This window comes from Limnothrix sp. FACHB-406, from assembly GCF_014698235.1.
Lineage (GTDB): Bacteria > Cyanobacteriota > Cyanobacteriia > CACIAM-69d > CACIAM-69d > CACIAM-69d.
Genome location: NZ_JACJSP010000008.1, coordinates 36,882 through 54,902, shown reverse-complemented (window position 1 = coordinate 54,902; position 18,021 = coordinate 36,882). Strand labels below are relative to the sequence as shown.

The following is an 18,021-nucleotide window of genomic DNA, read 5'->3' as shown; positions in this document are numbered from 1 at the left end:
GAGTCTATTTCCATCACCAACAACCATCCCTTTCAACCCATGACAAACCATCGAACCGTCACCGTTGCCGCCCTGCAAGATGCCTTTGAAACCTGGAATTTACAGGACAATATCGATCGCGTTGTGGCCGCTGCTCGTCAAGCAGCTAGCCAAGGGGCGCAAGTAATTTTGCCGCCGGAATTATTTCAAGGGCCCTATTTTTGCAAAGAAGAACGGGCGGAGTTTTTCGCCTCGGCTTACCCCGCCACGGAACATCCGGCGGTGGTGGCCATGCAGCAGGTGGCGCGGGAAACGGGCACGGTGATTCCTACCTCGATTTTTGAGCGGGATGGCCAGCATTACTACAACAGCTTGGTAACGATCGACGCGGACGGCTCGATCCTCGGTCTCTACCGCAAGAGCCACATTCCCGACGGCCCCGGCTACGAAGAAAAGTTCTATTTCCGGGCGGGCAACACGGGCTTTAAGGTTTGGCACACCCGGTTTGGCTGTCTCGGTGTCGGCATTTGTTGGGATCAGTGGTTCCCGGAATGCGCCCGATCGATGGTGTTGATGGGGGCGGAAGTGCTGCTCTATCCCACGGCGATCGGCTCGGAACCCCAGGAGCCAAATCTGGATACGCGGCCCCTGTGGATGCGGGCGATGCTGGGCCATGCGGTTTGTAATGTCGTGCCCGTGGTGGCGGCCAACCGGATCGGCAATGAAGAGGGGCAAAAGTTCTACGGCACGAGTTTCATTTGCGATCACCGGGGCGAGCTGCTGACCCAAGGGGCGATCGATCAACCCGAAATCCTGATGGCTCAGTTGGATTTGACTCAGACGGCGCTCGATCGGGCCAGTTTTGGTTTTTTCCGCGATCGCCGGCCCGAGTTCTATGGGGCACTGACGGAATCCGCCTAAAGCAACCATCTGCACAACCGCCTGGGTCGTCGGTTCGTGGCAGTCCCAAGGCGGATCGCAATCTCAATCAAAACTGATCGATCGAAACCCGCTGGGAAGAACTGCTGAAAGCAGCCCAAACACAAAGCTGCCCAGGTTTTTCGACCCAGGCAGCTTTGATGTGATGACTTTTCCTTGGAAGATTCAGACGGACGGGAACTTGCGACAACGCAGAACCCAAGCGCCGATCGACAAGCGATTCTGAACAAATTGAATCAGCTCTTAATTGACGGATTGACAGTTATTTCAGGTACTCAGCTTCGGCTTCGAGGCTACGAACCAAATCGTTGTCACCCTTGGCGCGAGCCACTTCAATGCGGTGTTCCAGCAGCTTGCGCAGATTTTCGCGGTGAACTTGCGCAACTTGGGCGGGGTTGGGGCGATTGCGGCGGATTCCAAACATGGCTAGGAAACGATCGACGAAAGGTGGATAGGGGTTGAGAGTGCCTGGGACGATCGTTGAAGTGACCAACCAGACGACAGAAGGCGCGAATGCTGCGATGATTCAGCTTGCAGAAGCCAATCATTAGCTTCGGCTGGCGACACTAGCCACTCCTTAGAGGGCCTTCCATTGCTAAGATAGCGTAATTTTGATTCAGAAAGTATCAGCTATTACAGAAAATTTATCTTTTTTCAGAATCGATTCAACTAACTGATGTTCAAATGATGCTCAAGGCCCCCATCTTCCGGTAACCCATGGATTTTTCCTCAACAGTTCCCCTCACCGCTTGGTTAGCGCCGCCTCGGCCGATCGCCCTGTTGACGGACTTTGGCACGGCCGATGGCTATGCGGGGGTGCTGAAGGGGGTAATCGCCCAGGTCAATCCCGCCATTCCCACCATTGATCTGACTCACCAAATTCCCCCTCAGGATTTGTGGGCGGCGCGGTTTGTGTTGGCCAATTCGGCGGCGGCGTTTCCGTTGGGGACGGTGTTCTTGGCGGTGGTGGATCCGGGAGTGGGGGGCGAACGGCGGCCGATTGCGATCGCCTTCGATCGGGGCTGGTTGGTGGGCCCAGACAACGGCCTTTGGAGTGGGCTGTTGGCGCAATTCCCGGCGGAGTCGGCCGTGGTGCTGACCCAGCGCAACTTTTGGCGATTGCCGAACCCGAGCCACACATTCCACGGCCGCGATATTTTTGCGGCCGTGGCGGCCCACTTGGCCAATGGGGTTCCGTTGGCGGATTTGGGTAACCCGATCGACCCGGCCAGTTTAGTGAATTTGCCGTTGCCGGGTTTGGTGTCCCATCCGGCGGCCGGGGCCAACCCGGCCAGCTTGGAAGGAGTGGTGCAGCATGTGGATCACTTTGGCAATCTAATTTCCACCATTCCGGCCCAACGGGTGAGCGATCGCTCCTGGCGCGTGCGCATTGGCGAGCAACTGATTCCCTCGCAACTCACCTACAGCAGCCGATCGCTCCATGACTTTGTGGCGCTGGTGGGTAGCCACGATTGGGTGGAGGTGGCCTGTGCGGGGGGGAATGCGGCCCAGCGGTTGAATCTGAATCGGGGCGATCGAATCCTGGTGGAGTTTCTAAATTAACCGAAAGGGCAATTCCCAGGCCATCCATTGCCGACAGTCGAGGGTATAGCTATCGGGGCTGGGCGATCGACTGGGGGGCGCAGCATGATTCACGCTGATTTGCTGGAGATCTTCCAACAGTTGGCGGGCCAGGGCCAGCGGTTGCGCCAGGGGCCACAGGCGATCGCCCTCACCGGTTTGCCGGCTGGGCAAGCTGGCCTGCACCCGCTCCAGGGGATCTCGACTGAGCCACACCAACAGCGACCCCAAGCCCCGACTGGGGGCAGCGGGCCAACTGAGGGTTTGGCGACTGTTGGGGGCCAACAGGGTTTGGCCCGGCTCCGTATCCTGCCCCAGGTCTTGCACCAGGGTGGCTCGTCCCAGGGAATCCAGTTGCAACACTAAGGCCCACAGGGGAACGGTTCCGGCATTTTCCAGGGTGAGTTGGGGCCGGTTGCCGCTGGTGAAGGTGGCCGGGGCGATCGAACTGTTGGGGCCGATCGCACTGCCAGCGTTGGGCAAAGTGCTCCATTGCAGAAGGGGGCGATCGGGCGTTTCCAAAGCCGCCAGGGTGATGCGCACGGGCCAACCGGCTCCCTGATTCAGCGTGGCCCGCCAAAGTTTCCGCGCCAACAAACTATGTAATTGTGGCCCTAAGCGCTGCACGGCGGTCTTGAGCGCTTCGCCACCTTCACCCACCGTGTTGGGCCAGAGGGTTTGGCCCGGTCGCCAGAGGCCATAGGCGGTTTTGGCTTCGTCTCCGTTGGGGTCAGGATTGGCAGTGGGGCGGGCCGCCCGGGCAAACCAAGCATCGATCGCCCGGTTTTCGGGATTCACCACCGTCACATGGGACAAGGCATCAAAGGCGCTGGTGGCATCAATCCGCTCAATGCGCTCAAAGTTTGGATCGAGAGCCACCTGTAGCTCCAAGTTGCGGGATAAAATGCGCCACCGTTCCCGCACAAGTTGCCCCGATTGCCAGGCGAAGGCCTCAACCGGGCGATCGCGGCTGTCTTCGGTCACCGGTTGCCCGATCGCCCGCCAACCATTGCGGCTGGTGATGCGCAGTCCCCCAATCCAGGCTGTGTCATCCGCTGAATTCGTGGCTGCGGGTTCCAGAATGAGACCCTGGGTTGCGCCTGCCAACACCGCAGGGGCCAAGCCGGCCAAGCTCACCGTCACCGTGCGATTCACCGAATCCGTGGCCAAGACTGTGCCCGCGCTGGGCCCCGCTGCCGTGGCCAACCATTGCCCCAAGTTTTCCCCAATATTTCCCCCAATTTTTTCCCCAATATTCTCCCGAATCGCAGCGGCCCCCAGCCGTTGGGCGATCGGCTGTTGCCGGCCCCCTTGATCCGTAACCTGGGCGGCGGTGCGAGCCAGGTCAAACCACAGGGTGCTGGCGGGGAGGCTGTTCCAAAGTTGTTGCACCAAAGCCCAGGTGAAGGCCCCGGCCACAAATCCCGATTGGGGCAATTCCAGGGCGGGGCGATCGGGCTGGCTGGCCCGCAACCACCACCCGCTGGCGGCGGTCGATCGCCCCGATCGGGCGCGGCGTAACTGTTGCTGCCAAGCCAGTTCTTCCGGATCCAGAGCACCGGGGGTGAGCATCGGGCGCGATCGATGGCGAACCCAAGCTTGGGCCGGAGCAGGGGCAAATCCCGCATCCACAACGCCCAGCACCCGTTCCGTGGGCAGCGATCGCAGCCAGTCTTGAATCGTGACTTCACTCCAATCGCGCAGGGGGGCGATCGGCTCTGCAGGGGTCGCCTCACGGGTTCCGGTGGCCAAATGGCCATCCACCGGAACCAACAGGCCCGTTCCATCGGCCAACAGGCCCCCATAGCCGCTAAATTGCCACACCACCGCATCACCGGCCCGGAGTCCCGCCGCGCAGTCTTCCAATGCCGCTTGCCATTGGGCCCGCCCCGCCGCCCGATCGGTCAAGGTCACCACATCCGCCGTCTGAAAGCCCAACCGCGAAGTTAGCAGCTCTTGCCAGAGGGCCACATCATTCAGGCAACCTTCCAAGGCCACCGAGGCCGTGTTGGGGGCGATCGCCGTCGGTTCGTATTGATTAATGCCAATTAACAGGGCCTTGCGCCGGCCGGTTGGTTCCGCCAACACTTGCGCCACCCGTTGGGCTGCGATCGCCTCTGCCAGCCCCCATCCGGCCAGCGCCGCTCCCGATCGCCCCAAAAAGTCTCGTCGCGAAAGTGCCATAGCTTTCAACTCGCCGCCGTCCGCCTCATCCTAGCGCGGTGATTCCCCGGCTCAACCAGCAATTTTCTGTACCCTAGTATTGATTGCCCATTTCTATCGCTTTTCTGCCCGATCATGATGCTGCTCCGTCCCGACGATCGCACCAAACTCGATGACAGCAACGACAACTTTTTTTACCAAGACCCACGGTTGGTAACCCATGTGGATGAGGGGTTTATTGATCGGCTGACTCAGCTCTATGGCCAACAACTGCAACCCAACACCAAGATTCTGGATTTGATGAGCAGTTGGGTTTCCCATTTACCGGAAAATTTAACGTTTGCGGAGGTGGTGGGCCATGGGATGAATGCGGCGGAATTGGCCAAAAATCCTCGGCTCGATCGCTCCATTGTGCAGAACTTAAATGTAGATTTGAAACTTCCCTTTGAAGATGCCTATTTTGATGCGGTTTTGAATACGGTTTCCGTGCAATATTTGCAATATCCGGAAGCAATTTTCAGTGAAATTCATCGCATTCTGAAACCCGGCGGCATTGCCATTGTTAGTTTTTCCAATCGGATGTTCTATCAAAAGGCGATCGCAGCCTGGCGCGATCGCTCCGAAACCGATCGAGTGGCCCTGGTTTGTGAATATTTCAACCATGTGCCTGGCTTTGGCAAGCCGAAATACATAATCGAGCGATCGAGCGGGCCCGCCTTCCTGAAAATGTTGGGGCTAGGCGGTGGTGATCCGTTCTATGCCGTCATTGCCCAACGGGAACCGGTTGCCTAGATCGCTTGATTTGGGATTGCTTGATTTGGGATTGCTTGATTCGGGATCGCTTGATTTGAGACCAATTCCGGGGGATTAACTCACGGGAACTCAATCCTTGGGGTTAATCCACCGGGGTGGGATCAGGGCGATCGGGCGAATTAGCCGGTTCAGAAGGGACGGGATCGATCGGGCGGAAGGATTGGAAAAAGGCCCGAGATTCCGGCCAACCCATCGATGACTCCGCCGCCGTGGTACCAAAAACCAGCACAAATAATTGGCTATAGGCGGGGCGAAAAATGGCGCGGGCTTCGTATTGAATGCCGCGCTTATTTTGAAAGGAAAATTTGAGAGTTGGCCATTGGCTCGATCGCACCCATTCCGATCGTTGAACCCGTTCGGCCCCAAACTGCAACGCCACCCCCGTGGCCACATGCTGAAGGTAATGTGGCAATGAACTGGAATTGGCGGAATCAATGGCCGGCCCCGCCTGATCACCCCTGGCGTAATAGAACCGTGTGCCGCCGTCGTAATGAGCGGAAACCCAGGGATCCGTTGAGCTGTCGGGTATGGCCGGAAACCAAATTTGAAAACTGCGATTGGGCGCTTGGTACTGATACCCCGCCGTGCCCGTTGGGGTGGGGCGGGTGGTCTCCGTGGCCGTCAGCTCCGCCGTTGGCCCGGGGGCCCTGTCTGGAACTGAAACTCCCGGGATCGATCGACCACAGGCCCCCAGGCCCCCACCGAGGCCCACCGCCAGCACCACTGGCACCAGGGCAACCCGTCGCACCAATCGCCTAGGGATCATGACTCATGCCGGAGGGGAGATAAACCGGCGATCGCGCGTAAGCGTTGACAACGAAGCAATTCCAAAAATTCCATGCCCGGTCGCCGCTCCAATTGGGCCACTGCTTCGATGCCTTCAAGCAACAACCGGGCCGCTTCCGGTTCTTCGTAGCCCCGACGCACCGCCACCGCGATCGCATCGAGATCCACTTCCAATTCCCGCTCGGTTCGCTGGTTGTTGCGCCAAATTTGCCAGCCGGCCAAGCCCGCCAGCCCACCGGAAGCCACTGCCCCCAATGCATCCCCTTGGCTAATTTGCCAAGCGGCGCTGGCCAAGCCCACCAAGGTTGCCCCTTGATACCAGTTGGGTTCAACCCAGCGCACCCCCATTACCCAACAGGATTGGCGCAACATCAACAAATCTCGCTGGGGCCGGGGAATTCGCCGCCACAGTTCAAAATTCACATAGATTGGGCGATCGCGCTGCCAGGGCAACGGCAAGGCACTCGACAACACTTGAGGTTGCTCTGAACGACCCACAATCTTGATTGTCATCCGTGCCGAAGCCGGCAACAGATCCAGTAAGCGCAATATTTCTGGCTCAGGATTCGGCATCGATCGCCCCACAACCCACCTATCCCATCAAACTCAATACCGTAGTCGAAAAAGGGGCAGTCTGGATCTGTTGTGGCTAAGTCTGTTGTGGCTAAGTCTGTTGTGGCCAAGTCTGTGCCACTCTCGTCCCAATCACGGATAAAGCCAGTTTGCCGAATTCGATCATGCATCCCAAAAATGCATCCCAAATCAAATTTAAAAAATTTGACGATCCACCCTAGCGCGGTGCGGGGGCCGGAGTTGCGGGTGGGGGGCTGGGTTTCACCAAGGTTGGCGTGGCCGGCGCAAGCTTGGTGGGCGGCATGGGCGTGCCCAAAATATGGGGGCTGCCATCGTCATAAAAACCCGCCACACAGGCAATCATCAGGGAAGCTAGCGTGCCCACAAACAGGGCCCGCCAACCCAAATTCAGCAACTCCCGCCGCCGCTGGGGAATCAGGGCGCTCAGACCCCCTACAAAAATGCCCAAGGCCGGCAGGTGGGCAAAGCTGGAGAGCGCATAGCTCACAATCAACAGGGTGCGATCGCTGATTGCGTCGTTCCGGCGCAGTTCCGCCAGGGTTTGATAGGGCGGAATGGCGGTTTCCAAGAGCCGCCGACCAATGACCACCGCCGACTCCCAAGCATCATCCCAAGCTACCCCCGTCAGCAGCGTGAGCGGAAAGAAACAAATTCCCTCCAAGTTGGCCAGGGTAACCACTCGAAATAATTCCCCGATCGGCCCGGGAACCAGCCCTAACGTAACAAAGAAGCGATCGACCAGCGACACCAACCCCACAATCAATACCAGGGCCGCCACAATCCAGCCACAAATGCGCAACCCTTCCAGGGCCCCCGCCATGGCGATCGCCCAGGGACTACTATCCGGCTCGATCGCCCCGCCGGCCATGTCTCGATTGCCCAAGGTTCGATCGCCCAAGGAACTTTCAGCCGCATTAAAAGGATTCAGGGGATAGTGTTCTGGTGTGCTTGGACTGGCTGGATTCAGAGGATTTTGCGATAAATTTGCCATCATTACCCCCGACAGGCGATCGCGCGTCAGGGGCACTTGGGTTTCCGGAACCAAAATTTTGGAAAGTACAAAGCAAGCCGGAATACCAATAATGGCTGCCGAAATTAAATGACCTAAAATGTTTGAAAAAACCGGCTGCAAAAAGTCCACATAGATCGCCAACGTGGAAGAGGAAGCCGTTCCAAAACAGCAAGCCAAAATAGCGCATAGCTCGCTGCGCGTCATTCGCGACAAAAACGGCCGCACCACAATCAACGCTTCAACCCCCGTCACTACATTCACCACGCCGCTTAGCGCTTCCGCTCCGCTCAGTCGGGTGGTTCGATAAAACAATCGCGAAAAACCATTCACAACCGCTTGCATGACCCCCAAGCTGTAGAGCAGGGCCATCAGTCCCGCAAAAAAGACCACCGTGGGCAAAGCGCGAACGGCAAAGATATAGCCCAAAGGTGGGTTTTCGCCAAAATCTTTAGAAACAAACTGGGAACCAAAAATGAATTCTGCCCCTGATTCGGCAGCGGCAAAAATCCCATTGAGAGCACTATTTAAAACATCAAAAATATCGCGCGTGATGGGCAGCCTGAACACCAAAAACCCCAACACAAGCTGCAGGCTCAGCCCCCAAATTAACGTAGCCCAAGGAATGAGTTTCCGATTTTCCGAAAAGAGCCAAGCCACACCGCAAAGCCCAAAGATGCCCAAAAAGGAAACGAGATTGAGATAACTCATGAGCAGGACAAGGAAATGAATTAGCCCCACGCCGCTGCTGCTTAGCCTATTTTGGGCGGCGCTATTTTGAGCGATCGAGTTCAGGAGCGCTCCCCCAAATTAAAATGCAAGGAGGGGTTAAATAACAGCCATTGCCACTCGATCGCCCTCCGATACCCCTTGGCGGAATCCTGGTCAGCCCACCTCTGAGAAACCTATGGATGCCTTTGCACCGGAAGCACCCGACTGGACAGACTCCGCCGTTCACGCCCTGGAGTTCTGTTGCCCCACCTGTGGCGCATCGGTTTTAGAAGCGGAGCGCGTGTGGATTAATCGGCGATCGCCCGTGCTCACGGAAACCTACCGCCGCAAGTGGCAGGAGTTCTATGGGTGTCATTGCGGCTGTGTGTGGTGGGCTTGGAGCGATGAACGCCCCCCGTCTGATTTGGTGGCTACGGAGCCGCCAGCACCCCCCGAAAATCGAGGAGAGGATTGGTTTTGAAACGAGTTGCGCTCTCGGAAGTCCCGATCGAGCGGGTTTCCCACAACCCCGCGATCGCCAAGCAAGTGCTCTTGCGACAAGGCGACCTTCCCCACCTCACCAACTTTTCCCGAGCCTGCTTTGCGCCCGGCCAGGTTTCGCCCGGCCATGCCCACTCGGATATGCACGAAGTCTTCTTCATTGAAGCCGGCCAGGGGACAATGATCGTTGATGGCCAGCGCTTTGATCTCGTCCCGGGTGTTTGCCTGGCGATCGCCCCCCATGAGGTGCATGAAATTGCTAACACGGGCCCCGAAGAATTGGTAATTACCTACTTTGGCCTGCGGGCGATCGGGGATTGAGCAATCCCACAAATCTCAGCTATCTTTGAGAATGATTCTCATCCCATCGACAATAGCCAGAACCATCCCCCAGCGCCTACTGACCTAGCGTCCACCCGCTAACGGCCCATCCACGCCCTACTTCATTTCCTTTCATCAATCCCTGTCCCATGGCCACCAGTCAAGATCTAACCGCCCCCAGCCCAGTCATGGCCGCCCCTAAATTGGGCTTGCCAGTCACCATCATCACAGGCTTTTTAGGCAGCGGCAAAACCACCCTGCTTAATCATATTCTGAGCAATCAACAGGGTCTGAAGACGGCTGTTTTGGTCAATGAGTTTGGTGAAATTGGCATTGATCAAGAGCTGATCGTTGAAGTCTCAGACGATGACAGCGTGATTGAACTCGCCAACGGTTGCATTTGCTGCAACATCAATAATGACTTGGTGGATGCGGTCTATCGCGTTTTGGAACGAGAAGAACGGATTGACTATCTGGTGGTGGAAACCACGGGTTTGGCGGATCCTTTGCCCGTGGCGTTGACCTTCCTGGGCACTGAACTGCGGGATATGACGCGGCTCGATTCAATCATCACCTTGGTCGATTGCGAAAACTTCAGCCTCGATTTGTTCAACAGTGAAGCTGCCTATAGTCAAATTGCCTATGGCGACATTATTTTGCTGAACAAAACCGATCTCGTTGCGCCCGAAAAGGTGGAAGCGCTTGAAGAACGGGTTCGGGAAATTAAGCAAGGCGCTCGCATTTTGCGCACCCAAAACTCGGAAGTGCCGTTGCCTTTGGTTTTGAGTGTTGGTCTGTTTGAATCGGATCAGTACTATCACCCGGAAGAAAGTGCTGATGCCCATGATCATGACCATGAACAAGCGCATGACCATCACAACCATGACGCTTGCGATCATGCAGATGAACAAGCGCATGATCATCACAACCATGACGCTTGCGATCATGACCATGGCCATTGTGTCCACGACCACGATCATGACCATCATCACCACGGTCATGACCATGACCACCATCATCACTCCCACCACCTAGAAAATGATGGATTTGTGTCCGTTTCCTTTGAGAGCGATCGCCCCTTTGTGATCCGCAAGTTCCAGAGCTTTTTGGATGATCAAATGCCGGAAGCAGTCTTTCGGGCTAAGGGAATTTTGTGGTTCCAAGAAAGCGAAAACCGCCACATTTTTCACCTGTCCGGCAAGCGCTTCACCCTGGAAGATGATCTTTGGAAGGGGCAACCCAAAAACCAGCTCGTGCTGATTGGGCAAAACTTGGATCAGGCTACGTTGCTGTCGCAGTTGGAAGATTGCCTGGCCTAGGCTGAGGCGATCGGCTGCGGTGGGCGATCGCGCCGTTTCCCTCGCTGGTTCAGAATTTTGAGCCTGGGGGGTTGCCCAAATGCAAAACTGATGGCAGAATGACATCTGCCGAACAGAACGGCGCAAGGCGGCATGGCCAAGTGGTAAGGCAGAGGACTGCAAATCCTTTACCCCCAGTTCGAATCTGGGTGCCGCCTTTTAAAAGACTTCAATCAATCCCGGCAATCGGCCCCGGCAATCGGCTAACCCCGGTAATTGGCTCAAGACCCTGTTTTGCGCCTGCTGTTTGGGAATTGCTGAGCAGCGGGTGCAAATTGCACTGGAGGTGCACAACCGCGCTCGGTAATCATCAAATCAGGCGATCGCCTCCTGCTGATGCTGAGTGAACCTCTGAACCGATCGATCAGCTTTCAAGGATCTCGGAGTCTTCAAAATGATTGTCTTCAAAATAATTCAATAAATAACTCAACATTAATTTCTTCGTTTCCTGCACTAAGCGGGTTTGTGCCAAGTCCGTCTGCCCGAAAGTAAACCATAGCAATGTGCCAATTCCCTTGACGATCACAAAGGCGATCGCCTCATAGGTTTCTGCCGTTTGACCGGGATAGCGATCTTGAAAATAGTCAATGTAGCCCTGGATCAGGCGATCGTCATTTTCGGCATCAATTTCGGCCAGTTCTGGCAGTCCTTGCAAGGGCATGAGAATGGCTAAATAGCCCGGGTGGGTTTTCAGAAATTGATCGAAAGAATCAACAATCCGATCAACATAATCCTTGAGGGATAAATTTTTAGCCTCTGAGGCATGAAGTTGGAGAAATAACGCATACATCTGATCGTTATAGCGCTCTGCTAAGGCTCCGACGATGGCGTTTTTGTCGGGAAAAAACTGATAGAGCGACCCGATCGGGACTTCTGCTTGGGCCGCGATCGCCTGGGTGGTGGTGGCGTTGTAGCCTTCGGCGATCAAAAGTTTTTCCGCCACATCCAAAATTCGATTCACGCGGGCTTGGCTGCGGGCCTGGCGTGGTTTTTTGCGGGCTGCTGGTTTGGGGGGGGCTTTGGTTCCGGGAGTCATCATGCGTTGAACTGTGGCCAATAGGGGGCTTGACAAAAAACGAGGATCGCTCATATCTTGAATATGAGCAAATTTCATATTTATCTTTCCACTTCAAGGTTCCTATGTCTAGTTCCCCGCGCTGAAGCCATTTTTGATTGGGCTTAATTAAGCCTAATTGGGTTTTCTGGAGCTTTTTCTCGGAATTTCATCGCTGAATACGACGTTTCACCGGCTTAATCGTATGTTCAACGTGGCGTTTTTATATCGAGCATTTGAAATAAAAAGTGCGCCCTCAGTCCTCAATCCCTTGAAACCGATGCTGCGGACGATTTCAAAACTCACGCTGACTCCAGCCTCGGTTCCTGCCGAATCGAAGCCTGCTAGCAACCGGCCTCGCTGGCCCTGGGTGCGTTTCTGGCGCTGGGGTCGCTTGCGACTTGCTCCTTGGATGGCGCTGCTGACGGCCGGGTGGAGCCGCGTGACTGCCTGGGGAGATCAAGACCACCACGAGCGATCGCGCTGGTTGGTGGCCCTCAGTCGCATCAATTTTGTGGCGGTGTATGGATTGTTGAGTGAACTGCTGTGGTGAACGGTTTGAGTCGGTGATGGCAATCAGTGTGAGGTGCGTCCAATGTTGAATTTGAAACGGTTGCGATCGAGACCGGCCCGACAGTTTTTGTACCTGTGGGCGGGTCAGACTTTAATTTTCTGTGCCGCACAAATTTGGTTGGTAGCCCTGACTTGGTTGGTGTTGCAAGAAACCCAATCTGGTTGGGCGGCGGGGTCGGTGTTGATGGCGGCGGCGATTCCTCGGGGGCTGTTGATGTTGTTGGGGGGAGCCATGAGCGATCGCCTGCCCACCAATCGGGTGGCGGCGCTGGCGGGGGCGATCGCATCCCTGGCAATTATGGGGGTGGTGGCGATGCTGCTGGCCGATCGCTTCTCCCTGGAAGGGATGATCGCCATTGCGGCCCTCTTTGGTTCCCTGGAAGCCTTTCTTTATCCTGCCGTTTTGGCCCTGTTGCCGAAACTGGTTCCCGCTGATCGCCTTTCTCAGGCCAATGCTTGGATGCAAGGCAGCGAACAGATTACGAATGTGGTTGGGCCGGCGGCGGCGGGCTTGGCGATCGGGGCTGTGGGGTTGACGGCCACTTTTACCCTCAATGCCTTGTTGCTGTTGCTCGGCAGTCTTTGTATTTTTCTGGTGCAACCCAAGGCTCCCGGGCGATCGGCCCATTCCCCTCAGTCAACGCCGAAACAGGCCCTGGCCGCAGAAATTGGCGAAGGGTTGCGCTATGCCTGGCAGCGATCGGACATTCGGATCGGGTTGCTGCTGATTGCGGCCATTAACTTTGCCATCCTGGGGCCGATCGTGATTGGCGTGGCCCAACTGGTAACCGTGCGCTTACAGGGCAATGCCACCACCTTTGGATCGCTTCAGGCCGCCTATGGCGTGGGGGCCCTGCTGGGTGTGGTGATTGCGGGGCAACTCAACGCGATCGCCAACCTCAAAACGCCCCTGGCTTGGCTGGCGGGAGCCTTGGGATTAGGCTTAATTTCCCTGGGCTTTGTTCACAGCACTGCCCTCGCCGCGATCGCGATCGGGGGGATGGGGATCGGTGGCGGCGTTGTGGGTGTGTTGGCCATGACTTGGCTGCAACAGCAAACCGCCTTCCACATGCAGGGGCGAATGATGAGCCTGATTATGTTTGCGGCGGTGGCCTTGGATCCCTTTTCGCAAGCGGCCTCGGGTGCGTTGTTGGAAATCAGCCTCACTGGATTGTTTGTGGCGGCGGGGATCGTCATGTTGTTGACGGCAATGGGCGCGGCGATCGGGCCGGAAACTTCCCGATCGGCCTAAAATCCCAAACCATCAATAACCGTTGATTAACCCCAACGCATATCCCAAAACCATTCGCCCAAAATCATTCGCCCAACATCCACAACCCTGCATCCAGCAAAAGCAATCGCCCGCAGAGGCCCCAACCTCCACGGGCGATGTCTTGCTAGACTTGCCCATCGGGCAAAATCCTAGATGTCCGACTCGCTCAGTTCGCGGGTCATGTAATCAAACGGTGCATCCACCACGCTGGCATCCACACCGGCCGCCGTCACCAGCGACTTCACAATATCCTTCATGATTTGAATGCCGCGCACCGTCGGAGCCGGAGGCACACCCAAAGAGTTGTAGGTTTCGCGCAGACCATTCAGCACGCGCTCATCCAACACATCCGCATCCGCCGCCACGATCGCGTAGCTGGCATAGCGCAGGTAGTAGTCCATATCCCGCAGACAAGCCGCATAGCGCCGAGTGGTGTAAGCATTGCCACCCGGACGAATCAGCTCGGGCACTTCCTCAAATAAAGCCAAGCCCGCTTGCTTGACAATATCCGCCGCATTGGCATTAATCACCGATGCCGCCTTGATCCGAGCTTCACCCGACGCAAAGTAGGCCTTCAGGTCGTCCATTGCGTCGCGATCGAGGTAGCGACCCGTAATGTCATAGTTTCTGATTAAAGTCGTCACAGCATCGCGCATCATGAGCGATTCTCCCAACAGTCTTTATCGAAGAGAAATATTGACAGTAGCCTACATTAAGGAAGCTGCTTGTCTTAAACTCGTCCCGGGACTCGGCTGAAATCGCTACACATCAGACGGTGCAACGGATTTCTGCGGCGACGCTCGGGCCCTCTCAATCATCGCACACCGCAGCGCCTAGCCCAAAGTCTCAGCACTAAGTTTTGTATCTCCCCTCAGCAGAGAAATAGTAGTTTCTGATACAAAAACCGCCCTAGCCTCTCTTTAGGATGTGACGAATGTAGCGCTACCCCGAGTAAGCGTCATTTATAGGTTTTGCTCTAAGCGCAACCGTGACAGAGGGGCAGTGCCTCGCATCTATTCCAAAGAGCGACTAAACAAACAGGTTCAAGGAGTTCGTTCATGACGACTGCCCAAGATGTCTTGAAAATGATTCAAGACCAAAATATCGAGATGATCGACCTGAAGTTTGTCGATCTCTTCGGGATCTGGCAGCACTGCACCTTCCATCGCAGCCTTATCGACGAAGAAGCCTTCACCGAGGGCGTGGCCTTCGATGGTTCCAGCATTCGTGGCTGGAAGGGCATCCAAGCTTCCGACATGTCCATGGTGGCTGATCCCAACACCGCCTGGATGGATCCGTTCATGGAAGTGCCCACCCTGAGCATGGTCTGCTCGATCAAAGAACCTCGTACCGGCGAGTGGTACGATCGCGACCCCCGCTCGATCGCGGCTCGCGTGTTGGGCTACCTGCAAAGCACCGGCATCGGCGACACCGTATATTGCGGCCCCGAACCGGAATTCTTCATCTTCGACGATGTGCGCTACGGCCAAAACGAGCACGAATCCTACTACCACGTGGATTCGATCGAAGCCCAGTGGAACTCGGGTCGGATTGAAGCGGGCGGCAACCTGGGCAACAAAATTGGCTACAAGCGTGGCTACTTCCCCGTTGCTCCCAGCGACACCCTGCAAGACATCCGCACCGAAATGCTGTTGACCATGGGCAAGTGTGGCGTGCCCATTGAAAAGCATCACCACGAAGTGGCAACCGCCGGCCAGTGCGAGCTGGGCATGAAGTTCAGCGACCTGATCAGCGCTGCTGACAACGTACTGACCTACAAGTACGTGATCAAGAACGTGGCCAAGAAGTACGGTAAAACCGTCACCTTCATGCCCAAGCCGCTGTTTAACGACAACGGCTCCGGGATGCACACCCACATGTCGATTTGGAAGGACGGCCAGCCCCTGTTCTTCAGCCCCGATGGCTATGCCAACCTGAGCAAGATGGCATTGAACTTCATCGGTGGTTTGCTGAAGCACGCTCCCGCTGTTTTGGCCTTCACCAACCCCACCCTCAACTCCTACAAGCGCTTGGTGCCGGGCTTTGAAGCGCCGGTGAACTTGGCTTACTCGGCCGGTAACCGATCTGCTTCGATCCGGATTCCGTTGACCGGCTCGAACCCCAAGGCCAAGCGTCTGGAATTCCGTTGCCCCGACGCAACCTCCAACCCCTACCTGGCGTTCTCGGCCATGCTGTTGGCGGGTCTCGACGGGATCAAGAACGAAATCGATCCGGGCGAACCGCTGGATGTGGACATCTACGACCTCAGCCCCGAAGAACTGAGCAAGGTTCCTTCGACCCCCGGTTCGCTGGAAGGCGCTCTGGAAGCGTTGGATCAAGATCGTGGCTTCTTGACCGCTTCGGGTGTGTTCACCGATGACTTCATCGACAACTGGATCACCTACAAGCTGGATGCGGAAGTGAACCCGATGCGCCTGCGTCCGCACCCCTACGAGTACCTGCTGTACTACGATGCCTAATTCCCGAATGGGTTAGGTGGCTGGGTTGCGCTGGGGCTGAATAAATCGCCCCGGCCAACCCAACCGGTAATCTCACAATCAAAGAGGCGATCGAGTCGTTTGCTCTGTTGGCAAGCTTGGCTCGATCGCTTCTCGTTTTTTGGGCGGGTCAAGGCTGCCCCGATCGCCCCACCAAGAATCAGCGCTTTAATGGGTATGGCTGTTTAGTCCTTGGCCTATTTGCTGATCCGCGATTCCTAATGCCGTCAGTGAACCGCGATCGACTGCAGGAGTTTGTCACCTTTTGCCAAACCTATATCCTGTCGCAACCCGCAGCGACGGAACGTAGCAATAGCGGGCCGTTCCTGGAGGCATTCTTTCAGGCGTTTGGGTATGCCGGAACCAAGCAGGCGGGGGCCACGATCGAGCAAGTGGTGGATCAGGGCAGCCGCAAGGGCCAGACGGGTTACGCCGATTTGTATTGGCCCGATGGTTCGCTGTTGATTGAACTGAAGCGGCGATCGGAGCGACATCTCGATCGCCACTACAACCAAGCCTGGGGCTATGCCCAACGCCTTACGCCTCAACCGCAATACATCATCCTCTGCAACTTCGAGCAGTTTTGGATTTACGACCTCACCCAATCGGTCAGCATTCCCGTTGAACGGTTAGCCCTCGATGAATTGCCGTTTCATCCCGAAGCCTTCCGCTTCATGGAACGGGGAGCCGCAAAACCCAAGTTTCGCGACGGGCAAATTGTGGAGGTGACGGCGACGGCGGCCCAACGGATGGGGCTGCTGTATCGATCGCTTTGTGACCGGCGCGATCGCCTGAAAAATCCCCCCTACACCGAAGCCGATGCCCATGAATTACTATCGAGCGTGCCGCCGCAACCGCAACGCTACGTGATTGATTTTCATCCTCAATCCTTAGAAGTTGCAAAAACCTATCCAGCAATTTTTAAACAGATTAAGAATGAGGTCTTACCGACCCGGCAACAGGCCGCCCAAGCAGAAGCCGATCGCAATCAAGCAGTCTTAAAGAAAAACCCAAAAGCAAAAGTCAATCATCACCATCAGAATTTTTTGAATCGCTGGTGGCTCCTGTCTTACCCGCGTCCTGAAATGATTGCAAAAATCAGCCAGGGTGATCGCTATATTGTTTGCGGACAGGTAACAAAACGCCCGATCGTTGCATTTGTTTCAGGTCGTATCCGTCCCAATGCCGCCTTGATTGTTTTTCCATTAGATGATGATTATTCCTTTGGCATTTTGCAATCTTCGTTGCATTGGCAATGGTTCACCCGCCAATGTTCAACCTTAAAAGGCGATTTTCGCTACACCTCCAACACCGTTTTTGACACCTTTCCTTGGCCGCAAACGGTGACGATCGCCCAAATTACGGCCGTGGCAGAAGCCGCCCGCGCCCTACGCCAATTGCGCGAAACCCTGATGGCCGAAGCCCAATGGAGCCTGCGCGATTTGTATAAAACCTTGGATCAACCGGGCGATACGCCGCTGCACCGGGCCCATGCCGCACTCGATCGGGCGGTGGCCGCAGCCTACGGTTGGGACGATCGCACCGATCCCCTGGCCTTCCTGTTTCAACTCAACCAAACTGTGGCGGCGGCCGAGCGATCGGGAGAACCGGTTTTGGGGCCGGGTTTGCCCCCTTGGGTGGGCGATCGTCAGCCTTTAATCAGCGCCGATTGCATCACTAGCTAGCCCGTTGGCATTCCAGAGTTGGTCATCCTAGGCTAGGGCAAAACGGGAGGCCCGAAACCACGATGGCGTGTTAGTAGAGGTGGAGACGGAGGAGAACGAGGCGCAACAAATTCCGAAATTCTGAGGAAACAGCAGGGGGAGTTGATGCAGTGTGCTTAGACTAATAGGGTGATTTTTGTAGGA

17 protein-coding genes and 1 tRNA gene are annotated in these 18,021 nt (G+C 56.2%); 11 read left to right on the top strand and 7 right to left on the bottom strand.

Annotated features, from left to right (window positions below):
* Positions 1–39: 39 nt before the first annotated feature.
* On the top strand, positions 40–900 hold the full coding sequence (aguB, locus tag H6G53_RS09960; RefSeq protein WP_099531733.1) for an N-carbamoylputrescine amidase: 861 nt from the start codon (positions 40–42) through the stop codon (positions 898–900).
* A 280-nt stretch (positions 901–1,180) separates the two neighbouring features.
* On the opposite strand, the gene H6G53_RS09955 is transcribed toward aguB, so the two are convergent.
* On the bottom strand, positions 1,181–1,342 hold the full coding sequence (locus H6G53_RS09955; protein WP_190354042.1) for a hypothetical protein: 162 nt from the start codon (positions 1,340–1,342) through the stop codon (positions 1,181–1,183).
* Positions 1,343–1,635: 293 nt separating this feature from the next.
* On the opposite strand from H6G53_RS09955, the gene H6G53_RS09950 reads away from it, so the two are divergent.
* Complete coding sequence (locus tag H6G53_RS09950; RefSeq protein WP_099531734.1) at positions 1,636–2,481, top strand: S-adenosyl-l-methionine hydroxide adenosyltransferase family protein; 846 nt, start codon at positions 1,636–1,638, stop codon at positions 2,479–2,481.
* Here the strand turns inward: H6G53_RS09950 and H6G53_RS09945 are convergent.
* Entirely contained in the window at positions 2,473–4,683 is a 2,211-nt protein-coding gene (locus H6G53_RS09945) for a caspase family protein (protein WP_190532505.1), read from the bottom strand. The two genes, H6G53_RS09950 and H6G53_RS09945, sit on opposite strands and share 9 nt — an antisense overlap.
* Before the next feature lie 117 nt (positions 4,684–4,800).
* On the opposite strand from H6G53_RS09945, the gene H6G53_RS09940 reads away from it, so the two are divergent.
* Entirely contained in the window at positions 4,801–5,454 is a 654-nt protein-coding gene (locus H6G53_RS09940; protein WP_190532673.1) for a class I SAM-dependent methyltransferase, read from the top strand.
* Between the two features lie 103 nt (positions 5,455–5,557).
* Here the strand turns inward: H6G53_RS09940 and H6G53_RS09935 are convergent, their stop codons facing one another.
* The 3 genes from H6G53_RS09935 to H6G53_RS09925 form a co-directional block, all read right to left on the bottom strand.
* The gene (locus H6G53_RS09935; RefSeq protein WP_190532502.1) at positions 5,558–6,241 is read right to left on the bottom strand and encodes a hypothetical protein; all 684 of its coding nucleotides are present in this window, start codon (positions 6,239–6,241) and stop codon (positions 5,558–5,560) included.
* On the bottom strand, positions 6,238–6,834 hold the full coding sequence (locus H6G53_RS09930; RefSeq protein ID WP_190532499.1) for a DUF3318 domain-containing protein: 597 nt from the start codon (positions 6,832–6,834) through the stop codon (positions 6,238–6,240). Before H6G53_RS09930 ends, H6G53_RS09935 begins: the two co-directional genes overlap by 4 nt.
* A 217-nt stretch (positions 6,835–7,051) precedes the next feature.
* Positions 7,052–8,575: a NupC/NupG family nucleoside CNT transporter gene (locus H6G53_RS09925; RefSeq protein ID WP_190532496.1), complete on the bottom strand. Its 1,524-nt coding sequence runs from the start codon at positions 8,573–8,575 to the stop codon at positions 7,052–7,054.
* A gap of 196 nt (positions 8,576–8,771) precedes the next feature.
* On the opposite strand from H6G53_RS09925, the gene H6G53_RS09920 reads away from it, so the two are divergent.
* The 4 genes from H6G53_RS09920 (at position 8,772) to H6G53_RS09905 (ending at position 10,913) form a co-directional block, all read left to right on the top strand.
* Positions 8,772–9,056 carry a hypothetical protein gene (locus H6G53_RS09920; RefSeq protein WP_099531740.1) on the top strand — a complete coding sequence of 95 codons (285 nt, stop codon included), beginning with the start codon at positions 8,772–8,774 and terminating at the stop codon, positions 9,054–9,056.
* Positions 9,053–9,397: a cupin domain-containing protein gene (locus H6G53_RS09915; RefSeq protein ID WP_099531741.1), complete on the top strand. Its 345-nt coding sequence runs from the start codon at positions 9,053–9,055 to the stop codon at positions 9,395–9,397. Before H6G53_RS09920 ends, H6G53_RS09915 begins: the two co-directional genes overlap by 4 nt.
* Before the next feature lie 149 nt (positions 9,398–9,546).
* A complete protein-coding gene (locus H6G53_RS09910; RefSeq protein ID WP_199309202.1) occupies positions 9,547–10,716 on the top strand; it encodes a GTP-binding protein in 1,170 nt (389 codons plus the stop codon).
* A gap of 126 nt (positions 10,717–10,842) precedes the next feature.
* Positions 10,843–10,913 (top strand) — tRNA-Cys (locus H6G53_RS09905).
* A 206-nt stretch (positions 10,914–11,119) separates the two neighbouring features.
* Here the strand turns inward: H6G53_RS09905 and H6G53_RS09900 are convergent.
* Positions 11,120–11,869 carry a TetR/AcrR family transcriptional regulator gene (locus H6G53_RS09900; RefSeq protein ID WP_242030876.1) on the bottom strand — a complete coding sequence of 250 codons (750 nt, stop codon included), beginning with the start codon at positions 11,867–11,869 and terminating at the stop codon, positions 11,120–11,122.
* Positions 11,870–12,089: 220 nt separating this feature from the next.
* Between H6G53_RS09900 and H6G53_RS09895 the strand changes: the two genes are divergently transcribed.
* Both H6G53_RS09895 and H6G53_RS09890 read left to right on the top strand, forming a co-directional pair.
* The gene (locus H6G53_RS09895; RefSeq protein WP_190532493.1) at positions 12,090–12,362 is read left to right on the top strand and encodes a hypothetical protein; all 273 of its coding nucleotides are present in this window, start codon (positions 12,090–12,092) and stop codon (positions 12,360–12,362) included.
* 42 nt (positions 12,363–12,404) lie between these two features.
* The gene (locus H6G53_RS09890; protein ID WP_190532489.1) at positions 12,405–13,634 is read left to right on the top strand and encodes an MFS transporter; all 1,230 of its coding nucleotides are present in this window, start codon (positions 12,405–12,407) and stop codon (positions 13,632–13,634) included.
* A gap of 170 nt (positions 13,635–13,804) precedes the next feature.
* Here H6G53_RS09890 and apcB read toward each other — a convergent pair whose 3' ends face one another.
* Positions 13,805–14,311, bottom strand: a complete 507-nt coding sequence (gene apcB / locus H6G53_RS09885) for an allophycocyanin subunit beta (protein ID WP_099531842.1) — start codon at positions 14,309–14,311, stop codon at positions 13,805–13,807.
* Between the two features lie 402 nt (positions 14,312–14,713).
* On the opposite strand from apcB, the gene glnA reads away from it, so the two are divergent.
* Together glnA and H6G53_RS09875 are read left to right on the top strand one after the other, a co-directional pair.
* On the top strand, positions 14,714–16,135 hold the full coding sequence (gene glnA / locus H6G53_RS09880; RefSeq protein WP_099531744.1) for a type I glutamate--ammonia ligase: 1,422 nt from the start codon (positions 14,714–14,716) through the stop codon (positions 16,133–16,135).
* Positions 16,136–16,251: 116 nt separating this feature from the next.
* On the top strand, positions 16,252–17,838 hold the full coding sequence (locus tag H6G53_RS09875) for a type IIL restriction-modification enzyme MmeI (protein WP_190532486.1): 1,587 nt from the start codon (positions 16,252–16,254) through the stop codon (positions 17,836–17,838).
* The last annotated feature ends 183 nt before the right edge of the window (positions 17,839–18,021 follow it).